Raw genomic sequence first — 24,186 nt, forward strand, 5'->3', positions numbered from 1 at the left:
CGGCGCACCACCGCGGGGCGGCAGCCGCACCAGGCCGTCGCCCCGCTCGCGCGCTGATCCACGACAACCCCTACGACAAGGAAGGAGGTGCAGGAACGTGAAGGGACTGGCGCGCACCATCGCGGTCCGACTGGTCGGCGGCGCGGTCATGATCTGGATCGTGGCCACGTTTACGTTCTTCCTCGTCCACGCCCTGCCCGGCAAACCGGGCGACGTGGCGTACGAGAAGTACGTCGCCATGGGAATGAACTCCCAGGAGGCCAAGGCCAAGGCCTCGGTCATCTACGGGTTCACCTCGCAGGACCCGCTGTTCACGCAGTACACGCACTACATCAGCGACCTGCTCCACGGTCACCTCGGGATCTCGATCTCCTACAGCGGCGTGCCGGTCGCGGATGTCATCGGCGACGCCCTGCCGTGGACCGTCATCCCCATCATGAGCGGCCTGCTGATCAGCTTCTGCATCGGTGTCAGCAGTGGTGTGGTCGCGGCGGTGAAGCGGTCGTCCCGCCTGGGCAGCGGGCTGAGCCTGGCCGCCTCGATGATCGCCGGCATCCCCTCGTTCGTGATCGCGATCCTGCTCATCACCGTCTTCTACACCAACCTGGGAGCCTTGCCGTACGGCGGCACCGTCTCCGAGACACTCCTGGTGGACCCCGGATGGAACGCCGAGTACATGTCGTCCGTCGCGTATCACGCGATCCTCCCGGTCGCCACGTACGTCCTCATCTCCTACGGCGGCTGGATGCTCAGCATGCGCTCCAGCGTGGTCTCCGTCCTCGGTGACGACTTCATCCTCGCCTCCGAGTTGCGAGGCATCACCCCCAGCACGCGGATGCGCTACATCGGCCGCAACGCGATCCTGCCGCTGTTCACCACCCTCGCCCTCTCGTTCGGCACGCTGTTCGGCGGAGCGATCCTGATCGAGGCCACCTTCAACTACCCCGGCGTCGGGCAGCTGCTGCTGAACAGCATCGGCAAGCGTGACTATCCCCTGATGACCGGTGCCTTCCTGCTGATCACCACCGCGGTGGTGCTTGCGAACATCGTCGCGGACCTCCTCTACTCCGTGATCGACCCCCGAGTGAGGCGCTGACCATGACCACCGCGACGCTCACCGAGCCGTCCCGTCCGGCTGATGCCCCCTCTGCGAGGCGTTCCCGCTGGACCGGCATCTGGCGCGTCCTCACGCGCAAGCCCGGCCGGATCGTCGGCCTGTCCATCCTGGTGTTCTTCGTCCTGATGGGCACCTTCGGCCCGATGCTCTACGGCGACCAGCTCGCCATCGACCCGGACGCGATCTATCAGGCGCCGAACGCGGAGCACTGGCTCGGAACCGACTTCGCCGGCTCCGACGTGCTCCAGGCCACTGTCGTCGGCAGCCGCTATGTACTGCTCACCTGTTCCCTCGCCGCCCTGTTCGCCTCGACGATCGGCACCACCGTCGGTCTCCTGGCCGGCTTCCACCGCGGCTTGCCCGACTCCGCGCTGATGCGTTTCACCGACTTCGTCCTCACGGTCCCCGGCCTGCCGTTGCTCGTCGTGCTCACCACCGTGTGGAAGTTCGACAGTCCGCTGGAGATGGGCTTCGTGCTCGGCGTCGTCGGCTGGGGCGGCATCGCCCGCGCCGTCCGCTCCCAGGCGCTGAGCCTGCGCGAGCGCGGCTTCCTGGAGGCCGCACGCGGCCTCGGGCTGCCCAGCCGGCACATCATCGTGCGCGAGCTCCTCCCGAACATCGCCCCGTACGTGGCGATGCACCTGCTCCTGTCGGTCATCGGCTTCGTCGAGGCCCAGGTCGGGCTGTTCTTCCTCGGCATCGTGCCGTTCACCAGCACCAACTGGGGCGTGATGATCAACCAGGCGGTGTTCTCCGGAGGAGCGCTGCAGAGCCCCGAGGCGATCTTCTACCTGCTCGCCCCGCTCACCTGCATCCTGCTCCTGATCATGGGCGTGGTGCTGTTCCTGGACGCGATCGACGAGCTGTTCAACCCGCGACTGAGGGAGCGCTGATGACCACGACGACGAAGAAGTCCGCGCCCGAGGCCGCGGAGGCCGAGGTCCGCGTGCGCGACCTCAGGGTCCACTACCGCATCAACGGTTCGGAGTACCCGGCTGTCGCGAACGCCTCCCTCGACCTGCGTCGCGGTGAGATCACCGGCCTGGTGGGGGAGTCCGGATCGGGCAAGTCGACCCTGGCCCTGTCCCTGATGAACGCCGTGCCCGAGCCGGGCCGGATCGCGGGCGGCGCCATCCACGTCGACGGCATCGGTGACGTGACGACGCTCAGCGCCAAGACGATGCGGACGGTGCGGGGTTCGGCGCTCGGATACGTCTTCCAGGCGTCGCAGAACTCCATGAACCCGCTGAAGACCATCGGCAAGCAGATTCTGGACCTGGGCCGCTCGCACGACGTCAAAGATCTCCCGGGCCTGCTCTCCCGCGCCAAGCAGATCGCCGAACGGATGGGCCTGGACGGCAATCGCGTTCTCGACTCCTATCAGCACGAGCTGTCCGGCGGCATGCGCCAGCGCCTTGGCATCGTCTTCGCCCTCGTGCTGAACGCCAAGGTCCTCATCCTGGACGAGCCGACCACGGCTCTGGACGTACTGTCCCAGTCCGCGGTGCTGAAGATCATCCGCCAGGTGCACGACGAGAACAACCTCAGCACCCTCATCGTCACCCACGACATGGGTGTGGTCTCGGAACTCGCCGACAACCTGGCCGTGATGTACGGCGGCCGGATCGTCGAGCACGGCCCGACGCTGGATCTCCTCCGCAACCCCACCCACCCCTACACCAAGGCTCTGATCGGCGCCACGGCACGCATCGTCGGCGACCCGGCCGCGGCCCGCGCCCTGCCGGGCCGCCCGCCGGACCTCACCACCATCCCGAGGACGGGTTGCGTGTTCCGTGACCGCTGCGTCTTCAAGATGGACATCTGCGCCGAGGACGAGCCGCAGCTCGCGGAGCACTCGGCAGGCCACCGGCGGGCGTGCCACGCGGACGCCGCCGTGGTCGGCCCCACCACCTCGAAGGGAGACGCGTCGTGATCGAGGCGCGCGGCATCACCCGCACCTACCACTCCCGCGGGGCCTTCACCGGCGAGCGCACGGTCCACGCCCTGCGTGGCGTGGACTTCACGCTCCCCAAGGGCGGTGCGGTCGCCTTCATCGGCGAATCGGGCTGCGGCAAGACGACGCTGGGCAAGATCCTTACGGGGATCGAGACCTTCGACGGCGGCGAACTCGTGGTCGACGGCGTGGCGCTCTCCAAGCTCTCGCCGCGTAAGCGCGCCCCGTACTTCCGGCGCATCCAGATGATCCACCAGGACCCGTACTCGGCCCTGAACCCCACCCGTACGATCGAGCAGATCCTCGGCGATCCGCTGCGGATGCGCGCGAAGGAGACGGGTGGCGCCTCTTCGGCGTCCGGTGTACGTGCACGGGCCTCGGAACTCCTGGAACTGGTGGGTCTGGAGCCGGACGGCGTCCTCCCCAAGTACCCGCACCAGCTCTCGGGCGGTCAGCGTCAGCGTGTGGTCATCGCCCGCGCGCTCACCGTCGACCCCGAGGTGCTCATCGCGGACGAGGCCGTTTCGATGATCGACGTCTCGATGCGCCTGGGCATCCTCGCCCTCCTCCACGACCTGCGTGAACGCCTGGGCATCTCGCTGGTCTTCATCACCCACGACGTGGCGACGGCGCGGTACGTCGGCGAGGGGGCCGAGCTGCACGTCATCTACCGCGGGCAGGTCATCGAGAGCGGCCTCACCGACGACGTCATCCAGGGACCCGTCCATCCCTACACGCAGTGCCTGCTCTCGGCGATCCCGATCATGCGAGGTCTGGAGGAGGCGGGACCCGACCGGCTGGCGCCACTGGCCCCGCTGGACGAGAAGGTGGCCACGGACGGCTGCCTGTTCGCACCCCGCTGCCCGTTCGCCACCGAACGCTGCACGGCCGAACGGCCCGTCCTCGAAGCGGTGGGGGAGTCCGGACAGCTCCACGCCTGTTTCCACCCCACGGCGCGGCGCGTGGTCGGTGTCGAGATTGCGCCGGCCGCCGTCTGACCTCCGGCATCAGGCATCGGGCGGACCCGCTCCATCCAGGGGGCGGGCCCGCCCGCACCCATGTTCAGAAAGGAACCCCGTGAGAGTCCTGGGACTCAGCTCCGGCACCTCGCACGACGCGATCGACGCGGCCGTCGTCGAATTCGGCCTGGACGACGACACCTTGCACGGCACCCTCGTCCACTCGGCCGCACACCCCTACCCGGCCGAACTGCGCGCCGAGATCCTGGACGCACTGCCCCCGCGGGATGTGACGCTGGCCGCGGTGTGCCGACTGGACACCCTCATCGGACAGTCCTTCGCCGACACCGCGGCGGCGACGGTGGCCGCGGCAGGGCCGGTCGACCTGGTCTGCTCGCACGGCCAGACCCTCTACCACTGGGTGGACGACGGGACCGTGCGTGGCACCCTGCAACTCGGCCAGCCCGCCTGGATCGCCGAGCGTCTGGGCGTGCCGGTGGTGTCCGACGTCCGCACCGCCGACGTGGCCGCGGGCGGCCAGGGCGCACCCCTGGTGTCGCTGCTGGACACGCTGCTGCTCAGCGGACTGCCAGGTCCGGCGGGGGCGCTGAACCTCGGTGGCATCGCCAATCTGACGTCGGTCGGGCGGGGCGCGCCGGTTGCCTTCGACACCGGTCCCGCAAACGCACTGATGGACGCGGCCGCACTGGCAGGGACCGGCCGGCCGTACGACGAGGACGGCCGGCTCGCCGCCGCCGGACAGGTGGACCCGGCGTTGCTCGCCGCTCTGCTCGCCGAACCGTACTACCGGCGCGAGCCGCCGAAGAGCACCGGCAAGGAGCTCTTCCACGCCGACTACCTGGCCGGGTATCTGGCCGGGCGTCCCCCGCTCCCGGTCGAGGACCTCCTGGCCACCTTGGCCGAACTGACTGCGCGCACGGTTGCGGACGCGGTACGGGAGCGAGGCCTGCGGAGCCTGGTGGTGTCCGGCGGCGGCGCGGACAACCCGGTGCTGACCGAGCGGATCGGCGCACTGCTGCCGGGAGTCGAGCTGCTGCGCTCCGACGCGCTGGGGCTGCCCTCGGCCGCCAAGGAGGCGGTGGCTTTCGCGTTGCTCGGCTGGTTCACCGCGCACGGTCTGCCGGGTACGCTGCCCAGCTGCACCGGGGCGACGGGAGGACGGGTGCTGGGCCGGCTCACCCCGGGCCACGGGCCGCTGCGGCTGCCGGAGCCGTTGACCGGGCCTCCGGCTGCCGCCCGCTTCAGCTGCTGACCTCGCCCTCGTGCCCGCCCGGCCCGGAGGGCGAACGAACCGGCCGGGCGGGCCGAACCGTGACGCTCCTCCGGGCGCGGGAGGCTGCTCAGCCCTGCACCCCCGCCGCTGCGCCGCTGGTGTCCGAGAGGTCGACGTCGATGCGCATCGCGTGCCCGTACAGCTCAGCCTCGGCGCGCAGTGAGGCGCTCACGCTGGACGCCTGACGGAATCCGTGGCCCTCGCCCTCGAAGAGCAGGTAGCGGTGCCACAGCCCGCGTCGGGCCACCGCGTCGACGATGCGTTCGGCCTGGTCGGGGCGGCAGATGAAGTCGTCGGCTCCCTGCAGCATCACCAGCGGGCCGGTGATCTGCCCGGCCTTCCGGATCGGCGACACCCGGTCGAACCGCTCCTGGTCCTCGGGCAACTTCCCGACCAGGTACTCCATGTAGCGGGACTCGAAGTCATGGGTCTGCCCGTAGATCCAGGTCTCCGGGTCGCTGATGGGGTAGTACACCGCCCCGCAGCAGAAGGTGTCGGTCGACGTCAGCGCCGCGAGTGTCGTCCAGCCACCCGCCGAGCCGCCGCGGATCGCGGTGCGCGACGGGTCCGCGAGCCCGGCGGAGGCCAGTTCCGAGGCGACCGTCACCGAGTCCTCGACGTCGGTGACACCCCAGGTGTGCCGTAGCCGGTCCCGGTAGGCGCGGCCGTAGCCGGTGGAGCCGCCGTAGTCGACGGCGGCCACGGCGAAGCCCCGGCTGCAGAAGAGTGAGAACTCCGCATCGGGGGCGGCGCCGTTGGAACTGGTGGGCCCACCGTGGATGTGGATCAGCAGCGGCGGTGCCTCGCCTGCCGGGCCGGTGCAGTCCGGGCTGGTGGGCGGATAGTAGACGTACTGCACGTCGCCTCCGTCCGCGGCCTTGGCGACCCGCCGCTCCGGCACCGCCCGCCAGGCGTCGTACGTGGTGTCGCGCTCACCGTTGCAGCGCACCGGAGTGCTGCCGTCGAGCGGCACCCGCAGCACTGCGTGGCCGAGCGTGGGGGAGGCCGCCAGCACCACCGCGGCGTGGTCGTCGGCCCACAGGTCGGAGCCGAACTCCGTCCACTCGGGCGCCAGATCGCGCAGCGTGCCGTCGGCGGGATCCCACAGCGCGAACCGCTGTTCGCCGACGCCGTGCCGCAGCACCACCCCCGCCGCCGTGGCCGCGAACCAGCTTCCGCCGACCCGCCACAGGGCACCAGCGCACTCCCGCTCCATGGGTAGTACGCACTCGGCGAGCCAGTCCCCGTCGGGCGCCGGGGTGATCCGGAAGAGGTTCGCCCAGCCGTCCGGGTCGGCCATCGCGTACAGCGTGCCGTCGGGCGCCCAAGCCGCCTGCGGTACGGAAACCTCACCGCCGCCCAGTACCCGCACCGGCTCCCCCGCGACGCCGTCGGCCAGCGGCGCGACCATCAACTCGGTGGTCTCCCAAGGCATCTGCGGGTGGTCCCAGCCGAGCCACGCCAAGTGCAGTCCGTCCGGGCTGATCCGCGGAGTGGACAGGAAGTGGTGGTCGCCGCCGACCACCCGCAGCCGGTCCGGCGCGGTGACGGCCGAGCCGTCGAGCGGCACGGCGACGATGTCGCGACGGGTGCGGGGAGCCGGATCCTCGCCCGGTTCCCGGGCCGCCCGGGTGACCTCCCGGACCAGCCAGACCTCGGTGCCACTCGGCGCGAACACCGGGTCCGCCCAACAGGTCTCGTACTCGGCCGGGTCGGCAGGGGTCAGAGGGGTCAGTTCACCGGTACCCCCCGTTCCCAGGGGGGCGGTCCCGGTCGCGTACAGCCGCTGATCGCGGTGGTCGGTGAAGACCAGCAGATGCGGGGCGCCGTCCTGGCCGGGACGGACCGCATACGGGCGGCCGCCGTAGCCGAGTGAACGGTTGCGCACACTGACCCCCTCCGGCAGCACCGGCTCGGGGGCGTGCCCGGAGCCGGTGCGCAACAGCCTCACGGTGGCGGTCGCCGGGTCGTTGGCGCACCACCAGGTCTCCTCGCCGACGCCGGACGGCCAGCTCGTGGATCCGGAGCCGGCCGCGGCCGAATCGGCGGTCAGCGGTGAGGGCCACTCGCCGTAGGGGAGGACGCGGCGCTCGGTCATCGAAGGTCTCCTGAGAGGTCTATGGCGGCGCCGGCGCCGTCGCGGAGCAACAGGTCGGCGGGGGTCTCGCGACGCACCAGGAGGCGCGCCTGCCCATCGCGTACGGCGACGACGGCGGGGCGCGGCTGGAAGTTGTAGTTGCTGGCCATGACGTGGTGGTAGGCGCCGGTCGCGGGCACCGCCAGCAGATCGCCTACGGCCAGGTCGTCCGGGAGCGCGATGTCGGGTACGACGATGTCGCCGCTCTCGCAGTGCCGGCCGACGACGAGTGAGTGGACGGGCCGGCCGGTCAGCCTGCGGTTGGCGGTCCAGGCGGTGTACGAGGCCTGGTAGAGGGCGGGGCGCAGAGCGTCGCTCATACCGCCGTCGACGGAGACGAAGCGTCGCTCGAGGCCCTGCTTGACCACACCGACCTCGTAGAGCGTGACACCGGCGGTGCCGATCAGGGAACGGCCCGGCTCCACCGCGAGCCGGACGGAGGCAGGGTCCAGCTCCTCGGCGACCCCGGCCCGCAGCGCGGCCACGAACTCGGCGGGCGCCAGTCGTTGCTGGCCGGGCACATAGGCGATTCCGGCGCCGCCGCCGAGATCCAGCTCGTCGATACGGATGCTGTGCCGCTCGGCGAGCATGCGGACGAATGCGGCCACCCGCGAGGCGGCCCGCCGGATGCCGGACGGGTCGAGTATCTGCGAACCCAGGTGGGAGTGGATGCCCGTCAGGCGCAACGAGGGGATGCCACTGACGGTGAGGACCGCCCGTTCGGCGAATCCACCGTTGACCGGGAAGCCGAACTTCACGTCGTCGCTGCCGGTGGCCATGTAGTCGTGGGTGTCGGCGGCGACGCCCGGCGCGATGCGCAGATACACGTCCTGGACCCGGCCGGCGTCGGCCGCGTAGCCGGCGAGCCGGTCGATCTCCTCGGCACAGTCGACGACGACCACCCCGACCCCGTGCTCGACGGCCGCGCTGAGCTCGGCGGGGAGCTTGTTGTTGCCGTGCAGCACGATGTGGGCGGGGTCGAAGCCCGCGGCGACGGCGAGTTCGAGCTCGCCGACGCTGCAGACGTCCAGGTGCAGACGCTCCTCGCCGACCCAGCGGACCATCTCCGGGCAGAGGAAGGCCTTTGACGCGTAGTGCACGCGGTCCGCCCCGGACTCCCGCCACTGGCGGGCCCGCTCGCGGAAGTCCGCCTCGTCCACGACGTAGAGCGGCGTGCCGCAGGCCTGGGCGACAGCCGTCATCGGCACGGAACCCACGTGCAGTTCGCCGTCCATGTCCTTGGCGGTGAGCGGCCAGATGTCCGGTGCCTCGTCCGGTCCCGCGGCGCGGGTGGGGGCGGCGTCGGGCGAGTTGTCGACTGGTGGAACCACCTGCGTCACTCCTTCGTGAGGACGACGAGCAGAAGCAAGTCGTCGCTGGTCTGCGTGATCTGATGCTCTTCGGATGCGGCGAAATGGCAGGCGTCGGCCGGATTCAGCACGCGGGCGGTGTCCGAGACGCGGAGCCGGCACTGTCCGGCCAGCACCACCACGAGTTCCTCTCCGGCGTGCCGGATCGGTCGGGCGTGATCGCCCGGTTCACCCCTTATCAGGCGTGAATGGAGCACGGTCGCGTCATGAGCCGTCATGTTCCAGATTCCTTGACCGTCCGACATTGCGGTCAAGCCCGGAAGTGTGGTGAAACGTGCCGGGAACGGGCTGTTGTCGGAAGTGTCGCCACGTCCGGCGCCGAGCAGCTCGTGCAGTTCGAGACCCAGCACCTTCGCGAGCTGCGCCAGGCTGCGGACGGTCGGATTCGCCGAGCCGGATTCGATCTGCGACACGTACGCGGGCGAGAGACCTGACCCGGCCGCGGTGGCGGCCAGGGTCAGGCCTGCCGTCCTGCGTGCCGAGGCAACGACCTTGGCCAGTCGGGCGGTTGCCCGATCTGCGGCGGACGCCTCGACCGATGAGTCGACCGTCGGCGGGGCGGGGGCTGGAACATCCCTTGACTCAGGCATGCGGTGACAGTAATACTCGCGCCACCTTAGATCAATGTATCCGCCAGCAAGTGATACTCAGGGAAGAAATCCCTGGTCGTAGCGGTGGAGTTCACGGCATGGAGGGAGGTTTTGATGTCTGTCCTGACGCCCGACCTCGTGCTTCGACTGTTGGAGCGCGCCGCTGCGCACTGCGGCCCCGGGGCCGTCCGCCTGCACGCCGTACTCGCTGCGGACTTCCCCGCCGCGCTGTCCCGGCGCCCCGCCCAACTCCTGCGCGCCGCCGACGCGAACGCCGAGGATCTCGACCAGCTGCTCGCCATGGCGGGCTTCGCCGACACCGAGGACCTGCGTGCCTGCGCCGCCCGTGAGACGGGCCGCCGGCTGCCCGTTCCCGACCAGCGCATCGCCGACCGGGAAGGTGAACCCGGAGATCGGACCGCGCTGCGCCGTATCCTCGCGCGGGAGCAGGAGAACCTGGCCGGCACCCTCGACGCGCTGCATGCCAACGGCGCCCTGGAACTCGCCGCGCGCGCCGTGGTCGCGGGCCGCCGCCGTTGGGTGTTCGGTGACATGAAGTCCATCGGGTACGCGGCTCTGGTCGCGGCCGATCTCTCCGCCGCGCTCCGTGACGTCACCCTCGTCCAGCCCGGAATGGGAGCGGCCGTCACCGCCCTCGCCGACGCAGGCGACCAGGACGTACTGATCACCTTCAGTTTTCGCAGTTACAGCCGCCACACCGTACGCGTGGCCCGTGAGTTCCATGCGCTGGGCGGCACGGTCGTAGCGATCACCGACGGCTACGACAGCCCGGTGTGCGCCTACGCCACCCATGTCCTCGCGGTGAACACCCGGAGCGAGTCGCGCACCCACTCGCCGACCGCCGTCACCGCCACCGGCCATCTGCTCGCCTCACTTGCCGCGGCCGGAGCGAAGGGCGCGGCCCGTCGCGCCCAGCGCCGCCACGCACTCACCTGGGCGCTGAGCGACGGCGAGGGCACCACTCCCGCCGACCCTCCTGAGAGGACCGCTCCGTGATCCCGGAGTTCACCGACCCTTCCGCAGAGCAGTTCTCCCACCACGAGACACTGGCCGCCGACACGATCGACCACTGCTCGCGGCTGATCCGCTTCGACACCAGCAACTACGGCGGCGGCGATTCGCGCGGTGAGCGGGAAGCCGCCGAATGGGTGGCCGAAGTCCTCGCGGACGCCGGATACACGCCGCAGGTGCTGGAGTCTGAGCCGCGCCGCGCCTCCACCGTGGTCCGGATCCCGGGCGCCGACCCGCTGGCCCCCGCACTGCTGGTCCACGGCCATCTGGACGTCGTGCCGGCCGAACCCTCCGACTGGTCCTTCGACCCGTTCAGTGGCGAGGTCACCGACGGCGCGGTACGCGGCCGGGGCGCCCTGGACATGAAGGACATGGACGCGATGATGCTGGCCTGCGCCACCGGATTCGCCCGGACCGGTACCCGCCCGCCGCGCGACATCGTGATGGCGTTCGTCGCCGACGAGGAGGACACCGGCGCGTACGGAGCGGGGTTCCTCGTCGACAAGCACCCCGGACTCTTCGAGGGTGTCACCGCCGCCATCAGCGAGTCCGGCGGCTACAGCGTCCATCTGCCCAACGGCCGCCGTCTCTACCCGGTCGCCACCGGCGAGCGCGGCAGCGCCTGGATGACCCTCAGCGCGCACGGCACCGCGGGCCACGGCTCCCGCCGCAACCCCGACAACGCCGTGGCCACTCTGGTACGCACCGTGGCCGAACTGACCGCGCACACCTGGCCGGTTCATCTGATCCCGCCGGTCCGGGCGCTGCTCGACGGGCTCGGGTCGGAACTCGGCATCACGATCGACCCGGCCGACCCGGCGAGCGTCGCCCGACTCGGCGAGGCCGCACGGCTGGTGGAGTCGACCATGTCCAACTCGCTCAACCCGACCCGGCTGAACGCCGGATACAAGCACAACGTCATCCCCAGCGAAGCCACCGCCGGTATCGACGGACGCGTCCTGCCCGGAGCCGAAAAGGAGTTCTTCGCCGCCGTCGACGCGGTGCTCGGTACCAAGGTGACCCGCGAGTTCGCCAGCTGGACCGAGCCGGTCGCCGCCGACCACACCTCGCCGGAGTTCGCGGCCATGGCGGACGCCCTGCGCGCCCACGACCCGCAGGCCCTGGTCCTGCCGTTCTGCATGTCCGGCGGCACCGACGCCAAGGCCTTCGCCCGGCTGGGCATCGCCGGCTACGGCTTCGCCCCCGGCACCACCCCGCCCGGTTTCAACAGCTGGAACTACGTACACGGCGTCGACGAGCACGTCCTCACCGACAGCCTCGCCTTCGGTGTCCGGGTCCTGGACACCTTCCTCCGGGCGGATCCGGCCGGCCCCGCATCGGGCTGACCCGACGGCCTTCACCGGCCGCACGACAGACGAGACACGCGGCATCGCCCCGGCTCGCCACAGCAAGCCAGCACACAGCACGTTCACCGGTGCGACGCGGACCCCCGAGGTCCGCGTCCTGCCCACGCTCCTGGATTGGCACGAAATGACACACACAATGGTCCGCAGCTCGACAGGCCGTCGTGCTACGGCACTGGCCGCCGCAGCCCTCACCGGCGCTCTCGCCCTCGGCTCGGTCGCTCTGGCCCCCGGGGCCGCAGCCGACACCAAGGGCACCACCCTGCGCGCCGCGATGACCGGCAACGGCATCGACTCGCTGAATCCGTTCCTGGCGTACTTCGCCGGCTCGCTGGACGTCTTCAGCGCCGTCTACCCCTCACTGAACTCCCTGAACACCGACGGCACTCCCGCGCCGTACCTGGCGACCAAGTGGACGCCGTCGGCCGACAAGCTCACCTGGACCTTCACCCTCCGCAAGGGACTGAAGTGGTCGGACGGCCGGCCGATCACCGCCGAGGACGCCGCCTGGACCCTCAATCTGATCCGTACGAACGAGGTGGCAGGCACTGCCAACGGCTCACTCGTCGAGAACTTCGCCTCGGTCACCGCGCCCGACGCCACGACGCTGGTCATCAAGACCAAGAAGCCCCAGGCGAACACCCCGTTCGTGTCCATCCCCTACAGCGGTGTGCCGATCGTTCCCAAGCACGTCTGGGAGAAGCACGTCACGGACCTCAAGGACTTCAAGAACGACTCCGGCGACATCGTCGGTTACGGCCCTTGGACGCTCACGGCCTACAAGCCGGAGCAGTACGTCAAGTACGACGCCAACAAGGACTTCGTCCTCGGCGCCCCGAAGTTCGACCACCTGGTCCAGCAGCGGTACAAGGCCGTCGACGGCGCTGTCGCCGCACTGCGCAGCGGCCAGCTCGACTACGTGTCCGATCTGAATTCCACCCAGTTCAAGGCCCTGCAGAGCGACAAGCGGACCACCGCCTTCCAGAACGCCGGCCGCCGCTGGATGAGCGTCGCGATCAACTCCGGTGCCCGTACCCGCTCAGGTAAGAAGATCGGCACCGGGAACCCGGCTCTCGCCGACGCCGCCGTGCGTCGCGCCATCGCGCAGGCGACCGACAAGCAGACCCTCGTCGACAAGGTGCTCGACGGCCTGGGCCAGGTCGGCTCCGGCTACATCCCGCCCACCTGGAAGCAGTGGGCGTGGAAGCCCGCCCCGGGCGACGAGCAGTCGTACGACATGGCGAAGGCCAACTCCATACTGGACGAGGCCGGTTACACCAAGGGCAAGGACGGAATCCGTGTCTCGCCCAAGACGAAGAAGCCGCTGAAGCTGCGCCTGGGCACCCACTCCGACGCCGCCACCGACACCCAGATCGCCACCTACCTCACCGGGTGGATGAAGCAGATCGGTGTCGAGCTGACCGCCGAGCCGCTGAGCTCCACCAAGCTCAACGACGATCTCGCCAAGGGCGACTGGGACCTGCTGATGGACGGCTGGGGCACCGGCCCCGACCCGACGTACCTGCTCTCCATCCAGAACTGCGACGCGCTGCCGCTGGACGACGGCACGAACGGCTCCACGGACTCCTTCCACTGCGACAAGGAGTTCGACAAGCTCTTCAAGCAGCAGGTCACCGAGTTCGACCCGGCGCAGCGCGCGGCGACCGTCGGCAAGATGCAGGACATCCTCTACAAGGCCGACAACAACGTCATCCTGTACTACGCCACGGGCCTGAGCGCGACGAACGCCCGTACGGTGAAGAACCTCGCGGTCGGCAAGGCGGACTCCGCGGGCGTCTACCCGATGCAGTACACCTTCGGCCAGTTCCGCAGCGCCACCCCGGTCGCCGCCGTGAAGGAAGCCTCGTCGGGCTCCACCACCCTGTGGGCCGGCATCGGCATCGGCGTGCTCGTCGTGGCGGGCCTCGCCTTCGGCATCAAGCGCCGCTCGTCGGCCGACGAGCGGGAGTAACCACCTCGCCCGCCCCGCGCACCTGGTCGCAGCACCGGGTGTGCGGGGTCCACCAGACCGAGCAGATCGAGAACTCATGACCATTACGTCCGATACGTCCGACAGCGCGAGCGCCGTCGGCCCCGTGCCCGGGAGCGACGCGGCCGACGCCGCCTCCCGCCCGGGCTCGGGGCGGGCAGACTTCCTCCGCTTCCTGGGCAGCAAGCTCGCCGCAGCTGCCGTGAGCTTCGTCATCGTCCTGGGCATCGGCTTCGTGATCTTCCAGCTGATGCCCTCGGACCCGGTCCAGACGATGACCCGCGGCCGGCCCACCAGCGATGCCCAGATGGCTCATCTGCGCCAGACGCTGGGCCTGGACCAGCCGGTGTGGGAGCGGTTCCTGCACTTCGTCAACGACATCGTCCACCTGGATCTGGGCCGTTCCTGGCAGTACCAGCAGGATGTCTCCTCCCTCATCGGCGAACGCGTCGGCCCCACCCTGCTCCTGATGGGCACGGCCACCGCGATATCCGTGGTGGTCGGCCTGTGGCTGGGGGTGCGCAGCGGATGGCGGCACGGCAGCCTCTTCGACAAGATCACCTCCTCGGCGGCGCTCACCTTCTGGTCAGTCCCCACCTACTGGCTCGGCATGATCCTGCTGATCTGGCTCAGCGTCGGCCTCGATCTGTTCCCCTCCGGCGGCATGTCCGACCCGTCGCTCGGTGCCACCGGCTTCGGCCATGTCCTCGACGTGGCCCGTCACATGGTGCTGCCGTGTCTGACGATGGTGCTCGTGGTGTTCGCCCAGTACGTGTCGATCATGCGCTCGTCGATCATCGATGAGCTGGGCAGTCCGTATCTGCTGACGGCCCGGGCCAAGGGACTCGTCGACGACGCCGTTCGCCGCAAGCACGCCGTGCCCAACGCGCTGCTGCCCTCGGTCACCGTGATCTTTCTTCACCTGGGCACGATGGTCGGCGGAGCGATCACGGTCGAGACCGTGTTCAGCTGGCCGGGTCTCGGCTCGCTGACCATCGAGGCACTCAAAGTGCCCGACATCCCCGTACTGCAGGGCACGTTCATCATCTTCAGCGCCAGTGTGATCCTGATGAACCTCCTCGCCGACGTGCTCTACCGCTTCCTCGACCCCCGGGTGCGTGTGCGATGACGATTTCCGACACCACTGACATCACCGCCGCGGCAGCCCCGGCCGGTTCACCTCCCCGGCTGGCCTCCGTCGGCCGTTTCATGCGCGCCTACGCCAAGCGCCCGTCCGGTCTCGTCGGCCTGGGCATCCTGCTCGTCGCCACGGTCCTCGCGCTCTGCGCCCCGCTCTTCATAGGCCCCGAGCAGCTCGACGTCACCAAGGTCGACGGCCCGCTGCTCTCCGCGCCCGGTTCCGGCTACCTCCTCGGGACCGACCAGGCCGGCCGCTCCGTGGTGGACCTGCTGATCTGGGGTTCGCGCTCGTCGCTGTCCATCGGTGTCATCGCGACCGTGCTCACCATGGTGCTCGGCTCGACGATCGGACTGCTCGCGGGCCATTACCCGGGCAAGCTCGGCAAGGCCCTGATGCACGTCACCGACTGGTTCATCGCGCTGCCCAGCCTGCCGCTGGCCATCTCCCTCGCCGCGGTCCTGGGGCAGGGCACCGCGTCCATCACCATCGCCATCGCGGTGACCTCCTGGACGTCCACCGCCCGCCTGGTCCGTGCCCAGACCCTCGCCGTGGAGGCCCGCCCGTTCATCGAGCGCGCCAAGGTCCTCGGCGCGGGCAACCGCCAGGTGATGGTTCGTCATGTCCTGCCGAACGTGGCCCCGTTGATCCTGGTCTCCGCCACCCTCACCGTCGCCTCGGCGATCCTCTCCGAGGCCACCCTGACCTTCCTCGGTCTCGGCGACCCGACCGGCGTCTCCTGGGGTTCCATGCTCAATGCCGCCTTCTACCAAGGCGCCATGACCTCCGGTGCCTGGTGGTACGTCGGTACGCCCGGCATCGCGATCCTTCTCGTCGTCCTCGGCTTCACCCTCACCGGGCGTGCCGTGGAACACGTCCTCAACCCGCGGATGGTGGGCTGACCATGACCCTGCTCGACGTACGCGACCTCTCCGTCACCTACCGCGACGGCGACAGCCTCATCCCCGCCGTGCGCGGTGTCAGTTTCACCCTGGACCGGGGCGAGACCCTCGGCGTGGCCGGCGAATCCGGCTCCGGCAAGTCGACCATGGTGCTCAGCCTGCTGCGGCTGCTGCCCAAGAGCGCCAAGGTCACCGGACAGGTGCTGTACGAAGGCGAGGACCTGCTCGCCGCCAAGTGGTCCGCACTGCGCACCGTGCGCTGGAACGGCGCGTCCGTGGTCTTCCAGGGCGCCATGAGTGCGCTCAACCCCGTGCGCCCCATCGGTGAGCAGATCTGCGAGCCGATCCTGCTCCACGAGAAGGTGTCCCCGCGCACCGCCCGCGAACGCGCCGCCGAACTGCTCGACAGCGTCGGCATATCGCGGCGGCGCATGGGCAGCTACCCGCACGAGTTCTCCGGCGGCCAGCGTCAGCGCATCATGATCGCCATGGCCCTCGCCTGCCGCCCCGACCTGATCATCGCCGACGAGCCCACCACCGCCCTCGATGTGATGGTGCAGGCGCAGATCATGGAGCTCTTCACCGAGCTGGTACGGAACTCCGGCGTCGGCGTCATCATGATCAGTCACGACCTCTCGGTGCTCTCCGAGATGTGCGGCCGGCTCGCCGTGATGTACGCCGGCGAGATCGTCGAGACCGGCCCTTCGCAGCAGGTCATCGAAGCTCCCCGGCACCCGTACACCGAGGCACTGGCCAGGGCGTTCCCCACCATCGGTGACCCGGCGTCCCGGTTCGCGCCCTCCGGACTGCCCGGCGACCCGCCGGACGTCGCGGCGCTCGGCACGGGCTGCGCCTTCGTCCCGCGCTGTGTGCACGCCGTCGACGCCTGCCGTACGAAGGCCGTCGAGCTGTGGCCCGCGGGCGATCGGCGCAGCGCCGCCTGTCTGCGCGTTCTGGACGCCCACACCCCCGTAACCGAAGGGAGCCAGGCATGAGTACCGCCGCCCCGGCCCTGGAGGTCAGCGACCTCCGCATCACCTACCCGGCGCGCGCGGGCCGTGGGCCCGCCCGCGCCGTGGACGGAGCCAACCTGACCGTCGGCCAGGGCGAGATCGTCGCCCTGATCGGCGAGTCGGGCTGCGGCAAGTCCACCCTCGCCCGCGCCCTCGTCGGCCTCATCAAGCCCACCAGCGGCGAGATCCGCTACCAGGGCAAGCCCCTCACCTACTCCGCCCGGGCGCTCAAGGAGTACCGCCGCCACGCCCAGCTGGTACTCCAGGACCCGGGCGGCGCCCTCAACCCGCGGCAGAACGTCTACGACGCCGTCGCCGAGGGGCCCCGGCTGCACGGCACGACGGATGAACTCAACTCCCGTGTGCACACGGCTCTTTCACGTGCCGGGCTGCGTCCTCCGGAGCGGTTCCTGCACCGGTTCCCGCACGAGATGTCCGGCGGCCAGCAGCAGCGCGTCGTCATCGCGGGAGCCCTGGCCCTGGACCCCTCGGTGATCGTCGCCGACGAGCCGGTCGCATCCCTCGACGCCTCGGTGCGGGGCGAGATCCTCAAGCTGATACTCGAACTCCGCGACAGCCTGGGCCTGTCCGCCCTCGTCGTCAGCCACGACCTGGGTCTGGCCTGGAACATCGCCGACCGGGTCGCCGTGATGTACCTCGGCCGGATCGTCGAGGTCGGCACCGTCGAGGAGGTGCTGCTGCACCCCAAGCACCCGTACACCAAGGCCCTGCTCTCGGTGCTGCCCGAGGCCGGACGTGACCAACGGCCGACCGTGCTGACGGGTGAGCCCCCGGACCCGACCCGGATCCCGTCCGGCTGCCGCTTCCACCCGCGCTGCCCGCTCTGGCCGGAACTGAAGGGCGCCGAGCGGGCCGCCGCCGGCTGCGACACACGCGAGCTGCCCGTACTGACCGCCGACCCGGCTCCCGCCCAGGCGGCCTGCCATCTCACCCATGGCCGCTGAGCCCGCACTCGTCGTACGCGACGTCGAAGGTCCTGCCGCCATGGCGGCCTGTATCGGTCTGTATGCCGAGGTGATGGGGCTGCGGCCGTCGGACGGGGGCCTCAACCCCCGCCTGCTGACCGCGATCCAGTCCAACGGAGGCATCGTCGTCGCCGCGTACGAGGGCGACGGCGACCCGGCGCGGCCGGTCGGATTCGCATACAGCTTCCTGGCCCGCGAGGGGGGCGGCGAGCTGTTCCAGTTCTCACAGCTCGCCGTGGTCGCCCGCCACCTCCAGGGGCAGGGAGTGGGGCGGCTCCTCAAGCATGCGCAGCGGGAGCGGACCCTGGCCATGGGACTGACCCGCATCCGCTGGTCGTACGACCCCCTGAAGACCCGCAACGCGCACTTCAACCTGGATGTGCTCGGCGGGCGGGTGCGCGTGCTCAAGCCGTCGATGTACGGCGGCGAGGGCTTCGGCGACGACGCGGGCGAACCCACCGACCGATTCCTCCTCGACTGGGACCTGACGCGACCGGCCATGGTCCAGCCGGGACTCCCCGAGCGGGCCTGGCGACCCGGTGAGCGTCTCGCCCACGGCGACGACCTGCTGATCGCCGTACCCGCCCGATGGGATCTGCACCGCACCGTCATAGGAGCGGCCGCGGCCGCCGCGCTGCGCACCTCGCTCAGGGAGACTTTCATCGAGGCCCTGACCACCCATGTCGGGGTCTCCTGCCTGCGTGTCACCGACGACCTCGCGGTCTACCGGTTCGTTCCGCGCGGCACCGACCAGGAGGGCGCCTCATGACGATCACCATCACCGAGATCGAACTCTCCCTTGTACGACTGGACTTGATCCATGAGTTCGAGACCAGCTCCCACCGTAAGTCGCACCTCGACCACATCGTGGTCAGGGCGACCGCATCCGACGGCACGGTCGGCTGGGGCGAGTGCGCCTCGCCCAGCGACCCGTACTACTGCAGCGAATCCACCGAGAGTTGCTGGTACGTACTGAGCGAGCACCTCGCCCCCATGGTCCTCGGCCACGCCTGGGAGCACCCCGACGACGCGACGGCGCTGACCAACCGCCTCTCGGGCAACCACTTCGCCCGCGCCGGGCTCGACATGGCCTGCTGGGACCTGTACGGGCAGGCCCGCGGCGAGACCCTCGCGACCCTCGTCGGTGGCACCGCCGAGAGGATCAGCGCGGGTGTCAGTCTCGGCATCGAGCCGACCGTCGACGCCCTGCTGGATCAGGTCGCCCGGCATGTCGGTGACGGCTACCGCCGCATCAAGCTCAAGTGCCGACCGGGCTGGGACCTGGAGCCGGTACGGGCAGTACGCGCGGCCTTCCCCGGTATCGCCCTCCAGGTCGACGCCAACACCGGCTACCGGGCCGACTCCGCCGAGCACCTGGCCGCCCTCACCGCCCTCGACGACCAGGGCCTGCTGATGATCGAGCAGCCCTTCGCCGAGGACGACCTGCTCGGCCACGCCGGCCTCGCCGCCCGGCTCGACACCCCGGTCTGTCTCGACGAGTCGATCACCTCACCCGCCGTACTGGCCACCGCACTGCACCTGGGCGCGGCCGACATCGTCAACATCAAGGTGTCCCGGCTCGGCGGAATCGGACCGTCCGTCGCAGTGCACGACGTGTGCCGCGAGGCCGGAGTCCCCGTGTGGTGCGGGGGAATGCACGAGTTCGGCATCGGGCGCGCGGCCAACCTCGCCGTCGCCTCACTGCCGGGCTTCACCCTGCCCTCGGACGTCTCCGGCTCCGACAAGTACTACCGCCAGGACATCGTCACCCCGCCGATCCGCGCCACCGAGGGCCTGGTCCCGGTGCCCGACGCCCGCCCGGGCCTCGGTGTCCATGTCGACGAGTCCCTGATCCGGGCGAACCGGCTGAGGCACGCCGTACTGAAGGAAGGCTGAACCGATGCGATTCGACGCCGAGCAGCTGCGCGATCGGGCACTCACCCGCCTGGAGGCCCTCGTCATGGCCGAGAGCCCGTCGGGAGAACCCGAACTCCTCCGGATCGTGAACGCCGATCTGGAGCAGGCCTATCGGGCTCTCGGAGCCCGGGTCACCCGCGAGAGGGGACCGGACGGCGACCACCTGGTCTGCGAGTGGCCGGGTACGGCCCCCGACGACGCACACATACTCCTCATCGGCCACAGCGACACCGTCCTTCCCGTCGGCACCACCGTCGAGCGTCCCTTCACGCTCCACGAGGACGGCGACACGGTCACCGGCCCCGGCGTGTACGACATGAAGGGCTCCCTCGTCGCCATCGAGCTGGCCTTCGTTCTCCTTCGCGAACAGGGCCTCTCCCCGTCCCGCCCGGTGCGCCTGGTCGTCGTCAACGACGAGGAGATCGGCTCCCCGGACGGCCGCCGCATCATCGCCGCCCACGCCGAGGGCGCCTTCGCAGCCCTCGGCTTCGAACCGCCGCTGCCCGGCGGCACACTGAAGACCGGCAGGCGGGGAGTGGCCCGGGTGCGTATCGACGTCCAGGGCGTGGAGGCGCACGCCGGGCTCGACGCCTCACTCGGCACCTCAGCGATCGACGAACTCATCGACCAGATCGCGGTGGTGCGGGGCGCCGTCCCGGCGCCGCCCGCCGCCGAGTTCAACATCGGCAGCATCAGCGGTGGCACCCGCGCCAACGTCGTCGCAGGGACGGCTTCGGCCGAGATCGGCCTGCGCTTCGCCACGCCTGCCGCCGAGGCTGCCGTACTCGGCGCCCTCGACTCCCTCACTCCGGTCCGCCCGGACGCAAAGCTGACCGTCACCCGGCTGTCGTACCGCCCCGCCTGGGAGCGCGACCCGGCAAACCCCCTTGCTGCGCGACTCGCCGCGCTCGCGGCCGAGCGGGGCACCGATCTGCTCACCGGCACCTCGGGCGGCGCCGGTGACACCAACCTCACCGGCTCGCTCGGCATACCCACCGCCGACGGCCTCGGCCCGGACGGCGCGGGCGCCCATTCCATGTCCGAACGCGCCTCGGTCGCCTCACTTCTGGACCGTGCCGCTCTGCTCGCCGCCTACCTCATCGCACCCGAGGAGTCCGCATGACCTCCGCCGAAAACACAGGCCTGCTCCGCCCGCCCGCTCTCGGAGCAGGTGACCGGGTCGCCGTCACCGCCGCCTCGGGCGCGCCGCGCGCCGAGGACCTGGAGAAGGGCGTCGCGGCCCTGGAGAGTCTCGGTCTGATCGTCGACGTGCTGCCCTCGGCGCGCGCCGCCGGCGTCCCATTCGACTATCTCGCAGGCGACGACGCGACCCGCGCCGCCGACCTCACGACCGCTCTCACCGACCCCCGCTACCGTGCCGTCTTCATGGCCCGCGGCGGCTACGGCGCCCAACGCACCCTGGAGGGCGTCGACTTCGCCTCCCTGGGCACCCCCACGCCACGTGTGCTGGTCGGCTACTCGGACGTCACCGCGCTCATCGAGGCGGTCTCGGTGCACCTGGGCTGGGTGTCACTGTTCGGCCCGATGCCCGTCTCGGACGACTTCTCCGCCGGTTCGTACGCCTTCGACTCCCTGGCCAGGACCCTTTTCACCCCGGCCGAGGCCACCCGGCTCTCCTTCCCCGCGGCCCGCACCCTGGTCGGTGGCACGGCCGAGGGCGTCACGCTCGGCGGCACCGCCAGCCTGCTCTGCTCCTCGCTCGCGACCCCCACCTCGCGCCCGGCACGCGGCGGCATCCTCTTCCTGGAGGACGTCGACGAGGAGCCGTACCGGCTGGACCGCATCCTCACCCAGCTGCGCAGGTCCGGCTACCTCGACGGGGTCGCGGGCATCCTCTGCGGCACCTTCACCGGCTGCGGTGACCCGGCCGAGATCGACGCCCTGCTCATCGACCGGCTCGGTGACCTCGGGGCCCCCGTGCTGGCCGGCGCCGACATCGGCCACGGTGTCCCGATGCAGACCTTCCCGGTCGGCGTACCGGCCCGCCTCGATGTCGACGGGGGCACGCTCACCTTCGACGGACCGGTGCTCGCCTGACCGGACCGACGGCCGGTCAGGCGCCCTTCGGGCGGTGGCCGGGAACATCGGCCGGAGAAGTGCGGACGCGGCGGGGAGGAGTTCCCCGCCGCTTCTGCATGTCCTGACCCGGGCTGATCATTCGCCGGCGACCGCTGCGACGGACGCGGTACGGACCGCCGCCTGTTCGGTTGAAGTTCTTCACTCTGAGGGGTTGTTTTCAATCTAGTGAAGCTCTTCAATATGACCAAGCCCGGGTCGCCGAGGCCGCACATGCTCCGCCGAAGCGCTCGTTGTTCACCGGCGAAGCTCCTTCCGTCCCCACGCCACTGAGGCAGGTCGAAGCTGTGAGTGACGCAAACTACGTACCCCAGGACGGTCAGCCGGATCTGGACGCGCTCGTCGCCACAGTGGGAATCCAGATCAAGGCATTGCGCAAGCAAGCCGGTTACACCCTCGACGACCTCAGCCGAGGATCCGGTGTGAGCACCGGCCTCATCAGTCAGATCGAACGGGGCAAGGGCAATCCGTCCTTCGCCACCCTGGTCCAGATCGCGCACGGGCTGGACATCCCCATCGGCAGGCTCTTCCACCTGACCGAACAGATCAGCCCCGTGGTGCGGCGTGCCGAACGGCGCACTCTCGACTTCCACGGCACCGATGGACTCGACGACGCCAGCTACGAGCTGCTCACCCCTACGCTGAACGGCGCGCTCGAGGTCCTCTGGGTCGAGACCCAGCCGGGGCATGACACCAGCAGCACGCCCTTCCGCCACAACGGCGAAGAGTTCGGAATCGTTCTCTCCGGCGTCAAGGACGTCTATCTCGACGGCGTCCGGCACCGGCTCGAGGCCGGTGACTCGATCACGTACTCGTCGAGTACGCCGCACTGGTACGCCAACCCCGGCGACGAGCCGTCGACTTCCGTCTGGGTCATCACCCCGCCCAGCTGGTAGGCGGCCTCCGCCGTACTCCCCTTCCTCAACGCCCCGGCCGTCGGCCCGGGCGCAGGTCCCGCACGGCCTGAGCCGTGCGCCTTTCACCGCGAGGTGCCCCCGCTATGGCATCGCTCCACGAAAGATCAGCTACCGCAGCCCGTAATCCCCTCTCCCAGCGGCGCGCACTGCTGGCGCTCGGCGGCGGCAATGCCGTCGAGTGGTACGACTGGATGGTCTACGGCCTGCTCGCGTCCTCCATAGGACCGCAGTTCTTCCCCGCCACCGACGGCCTGTCGTCCACCATGTCCGCCCTGGCCGTCTTCGCGGTGGGGTTCGCCGCCCGGCCACTGGGCGCCATCGTGTTCGGCACGCTGGCCGACCGACTGGGCAGGCGGCTGGTCATGCTGCTGTCCATCGGATCGATGGTCCTCACCACCACGGTCATCGCATTGCTGCCCTCCCACGCGGTCATCGGCGTGTGGGCAGGCGTGATCCTCCTCGCCTGCCGGATCCTGCAAGGGCTGTCCACCGGCATCGAGGCACCGCTCAACTCCGCCTACATCGTGGAGATGGCGCCGGAGGGCCGCACCGCCCGCTTCGGCAGCATCATCAGCATCTACGTCCAGGTCGGCATCGTCGCGGCGTCACTGGTCTGCTTCCTCACCAGCGAGGCCGTCGGCCCCGAGGTCATGGGTGACTGGGGCTGGCGCATCCCGTTCGTGATCGGCGCGCTGGGCGGCCTCTTCTTCCTCTGGCTGCGCCGCTCCCTGCCGGAGACCCTGCACAGCGCGGCCGACGCCGCGGACCCCGACACCGCCGGGAAGCCCCGGAGGACGGGGGAGGTGTGGGCAGAGGTCGCCCACCACAAGCTGGCGCTGCTCACCGTCATCTTCGTCGTCGCAGCCGCCCAGGCGATCAACTACACCTGGACCACCGGTCTGCCCAACCTGGCCCGCTCCGCATACGCGGAGGACCCCAGCACCGTGTTCGCGGTCACCACCCTGTCGGGCGTGGTCGTCGGCGCGCTCTACCCTCTGGTCGGCCGGCTCGCCGACCGGAAGCGTATCTCGCGGACGTTCATCGTCACCCGCCTCGCGGTCGTCCCACTGGTCTTCGTCGTCCTCGCCTACCAGGGCAAGGGGATGACCACCTTCGCGCTCGTGATGCTGGTGGGCGCCCCGGTACTCGCCTTCACGATGGGCCTCTACAACACGGTGTCCGCCACCTTGATGCCGGCGAGCTGTCGCGTCACCGGCGTCGGTCTCGGCTACGCGGTCGGCGTCGCCGGCTTCGGCGGCACCGCCCCGTACGTCCTGCTGTGGCTGCAGGACGCCGGCGCCGGATGGGCCTTCCCCGTCTATGTCGCCGTGCTCTGCCTGCTCAGCGTTCTGCTCTACATGCTCGCCTTCCGCCGCGGTTCCGTACGCGCCGGAAGCTGAAAGGAGTCC

Annotated in this window: 21 protein-coding genes; 18 read left to right on the top strand and 3 right to left on the bottom strand. The window is 70.2% G+C overall.

Annotated features, from left to right (window positions below; all coding sequences use genetic code 11):
* Nucleotides 1-97 precede the first annotated feature (97 nt).
* The 5 genes from OG963_RS37990 (at nucleotide 98) to OG963_RS38010 (ending at nucleotide 5,303) form a co-directional block, all read left to right on the top strand.
* Nucleotides 98-1,096 carry an ABC transporter permease gene (locus OG963_RS37990; protein WP_093778727.1) on the top strand — a complete coding sequence of 333 codons (999 nt, stop codon included), beginning with the start codon at nucleotides 98-100 and terminating at the stop codon, nucleotides 1,094-1,096.
* Between the two features lie 2 nt (nucleotides 1,097-1,098).
* Nucleotides 1,099-2,010, top strand: a complete 912-nt coding sequence (locus OG963_RS37995; protein ID WP_093778729.1) for an ABC transporter permease — start codon at nucleotides 1,099-1,101, stop codon at nucleotides 2,008-2,010.
* Entirely contained in the window at nucleotides 2,010-3,050 is a 1,041-nt protein-coding gene (locus OG963_RS38000; protein WP_093778731.1) for an ABC transporter ATP-binding protein, read from the top strand. Before OG963_RS37995 ends, OG963_RS38000 begins: the two co-directional genes overlap by 1 nt.
* Nucleotides 3,047-4,069, top strand: a complete 1,023-nt coding sequence (locus OG963_RS38005; RefSeq protein WP_362274775.1) for an oligopeptide/dipeptide ABC transporter ATP-binding protein — start codon at nucleotides 3,047-3,049, stop codon at nucleotides 4,067-4,069. Before OG963_RS38000 ends, OG963_RS38005 begins: the two co-directional genes overlap by 4 nt.
* Nucleotides 4,070-4,148: 79 nt before the next feature.
* Nucleotides 4,149-5,303 (top strand): anhydro-N-acetylmuramic acid kinase, encoded by a 1,155-nt coding sequence (locus OG963_RS38010; RefSeq protein ID WP_093778735.1) that lies wholly within the window; start codon nucleotides 4,149-4,151, stop codon nucleotides 5,301-5,303.
* A gap of 88 nt (nucleotides 5,304-5,391) precedes the next feature.
* On the opposite strand, the gene OG963_RS38015 is transcribed toward OG963_RS38010, so the two are convergent.
* The 3 genes from OG963_RS38015 to OG963_RS38025 are packed head-to-tail and all read right to left on the bottom strand — an operon-like array spanning nucleotide 5,392 to nucleotide 9,421.
* A complete protein-coding gene (locus OG963_RS38015; RefSeq protein ID WP_362274772.1) occupies nucleotides 5,392-7,422 on the bottom strand; it encodes a prolyl oligopeptidase family serine peptidase in 2,031 nt (676 codons plus the stop codon).
* Nucleotides 7,419-8,792 carry a diaminopimelate decarboxylase gene (gene lysA, locus OG963_RS38020; protein ID WP_371799914.1) on the bottom strand — a complete coding sequence of 458 codons (1,374 nt, stop codon included), beginning with the start codon at nucleotides 8,790-8,792 and terminating at the stop codon, nucleotides 7,419-7,421. The genes OG963_RS38015 and lysA overlap by 4 nt, the downstream gene beginning before the upstream one ends.
* Nucleotides 8,793-8,797: 5 nt before the next feature.
* Nucleotides 8,798-9,421 carry an XRE family transcriptional regulator gene (locus OG963_RS38025; protein ID WP_078878988.1) on the bottom strand — a complete coding sequence of 208 codons (624 nt, stop codon included), beginning with the start codon at nucleotides 9,419-9,421 and terminating at the stop codon, nucleotides 8,798-8,800.
* 114 nt (nucleotides 9,422-9,535) lie between these two features.
* Between OG963_RS38025 and OG963_RS38030 the strand changes: the two genes are divergently transcribed.
* From OG963_RS38030 to OG963_RS38090, 13 genes are all read left to right on the top strand, one after another.
* Complete coding sequence (locus tag OG963_RS38030) at nucleotides 9,536-10,438, top strand: MurR/RpiR family transcriptional regulator (RefSeq protein WP_093778741.1); 903 nt, start codon at nucleotides 9,536-9,538, stop codon at nucleotides 10,436-10,438.
* Nucleotides 10,435-11,799 (top strand): M20/M25/M40 family metallo-hydrolase, encoded by a 1,365-nt coding sequence (locus OG963_RS38035; protein ID WP_256328261.1) that lies wholly within the window; start codon nucleotides 10,435-10,437, stop codon nucleotides 11,797-11,799. The genes OG963_RS38030 and OG963_RS38035 overlap by 4 nt, the downstream gene beginning before the upstream one ends.
* A 145-nt stretch (nucleotides 11,800-11,944) precedes the next feature.
* Nucleotides 11,945-13,789 carry an ABC transporter substrate-binding protein gene (locus tag OG963_RS38040; protein ID WP_256223531.1) on the top strand — a complete coding sequence of 615 codons (1,845 nt, stop codon included), beginning with the start codon at nucleotides 11,945-11,947 and terminating at the stop codon, nucleotides 13,787-13,789.
* 76 nt (nucleotides 13,790-13,865) lie between these two features.
* Nucleotides 13,866-14,936, top strand: coding sequence for an ABC transporter permease (locus OG963_RS38045; RefSeq protein WP_078878987.1), 1,071 nt, complete (start codon nucleotides 13,866-13,868; stop codon nucleotides 14,934-14,936).
* Nucleotides 14,933-15,847: an ABC transporter permease gene (locus tag OG963_RS38050; RefSeq protein WP_030925471.1), complete on the top strand. Its 915-nt coding sequence runs from the start codon at nucleotides 14,933-14,935 to the stop codon at nucleotides 15,845-15,847. Before OG963_RS38045 ends, OG963_RS38050 begins: the two co-directional genes overlap by 4 nt.
* Nucleotides 15,848-15,849: 2 nt before the next feature.
* On the top strand, nucleotides 15,850-16,842 hold the full coding sequence (locus OG963_RS38055; protein WP_093778745.1) for an ABC transporter ATP-binding protein: 993 nt from the start codon (nucleotides 15,850-15,852) through the stop codon (nucleotides 16,840-16,842).
* The gene (locus OG963_RS38060) at nucleotides 16,839-17,825 is read left to right on the top strand and encodes an ABC transporter ATP-binding protein (RefSeq protein ID WP_093778746.1); all 987 of its coding nucleotides are present in this window, start codon (nucleotides 16,839-16,841) and stop codon (nucleotides 17,823-17,825) included. The genes OG963_RS38055 and OG963_RS38060 overlap by 4 nt, the downstream gene beginning before the upstream one ends.
* A complete protein-coding gene (locus tag OG963_RS38065) occupies nucleotides 17,815-18,615 on the top strand; it encodes a hypothetical protein (protein ID WP_319740107.1) in 801 nt (266 codons plus the stop codon). The genes OG963_RS38060 and OG963_RS38065 overlap by 11 nt, the downstream gene beginning before the upstream one ends.
* On the top strand, nucleotides 18,612-19,742 hold the full coding sequence (gene menC, locus OG963_RS38070; RefSeq protein ID WP_093778750.1) for an o-succinylbenzoate synthase: 1,131 nt from the start codon (nucleotides 18,612-18,614) through the stop codon (nucleotides 19,740-19,742). Before OG963_RS38065 ends, menC begins: the two co-directional genes overlap by 4 nt.
* 4 nt (nucleotides 19,743-19,746) lie before the next feature.
* On the top strand, nucleotides 19,747-20,886 hold the full coding sequence (locus OG963_RS38075) for a M20/M25/M40 family metallo-hydrolase (RefSeq protein ID WP_218133118.1): 1,140 nt from the start codon (nucleotides 19,747-19,749) through the stop codon (nucleotides 20,884-20,886).
* Nucleotides 20,883-21,821 (top strand): LD-carboxypeptidase, encoded by a 939-nt coding sequence (locus OG963_RS38080; protein WP_371799915.1) that lies wholly within the window; start codon nucleotides 20,883-20,885, stop codon nucleotides 21,819-21,821. Before OG963_RS38075 ends, OG963_RS38080 begins: the two co-directional genes overlap by 4 nt.
* 326 nt (nucleotides 21,822-22,147) lie before the next feature.
* A complete protein-coding gene (locus OG963_RS38085; protein ID WP_051878556.1) occupies nucleotides 22,148-22,756 on the top strand; it encodes a helix-turn-helix domain-containing protein in 609 nt (202 codons plus the stop codon).
* Nucleotides 22,757-22,860: 104 nt separating this feature from the next.
* Nucleotides 22,861-24,177 carry an MFS transporter gene (locus OG963_RS38090; RefSeq protein ID WP_371799916.1) on the top strand — a complete coding sequence of 439 codons (1,317 nt, stop codon included), beginning with the start codon at nucleotides 22,861-22,863 and terminating at the stop codon, nucleotides 24,175-24,177.
* The last annotated feature ends 9 nt before the right edge of the window (nucleotides 24,178-24,186 follow it).

Origin of the sequence: Streptomyces sp. NBC_01707 (assembly GCF_041438805.1) — a bacterium.
GTDB lineage: Bacteria > Actinomycetota > Actinomycetes > Streptomycetales > Streptomycetaceae > Streptomyces.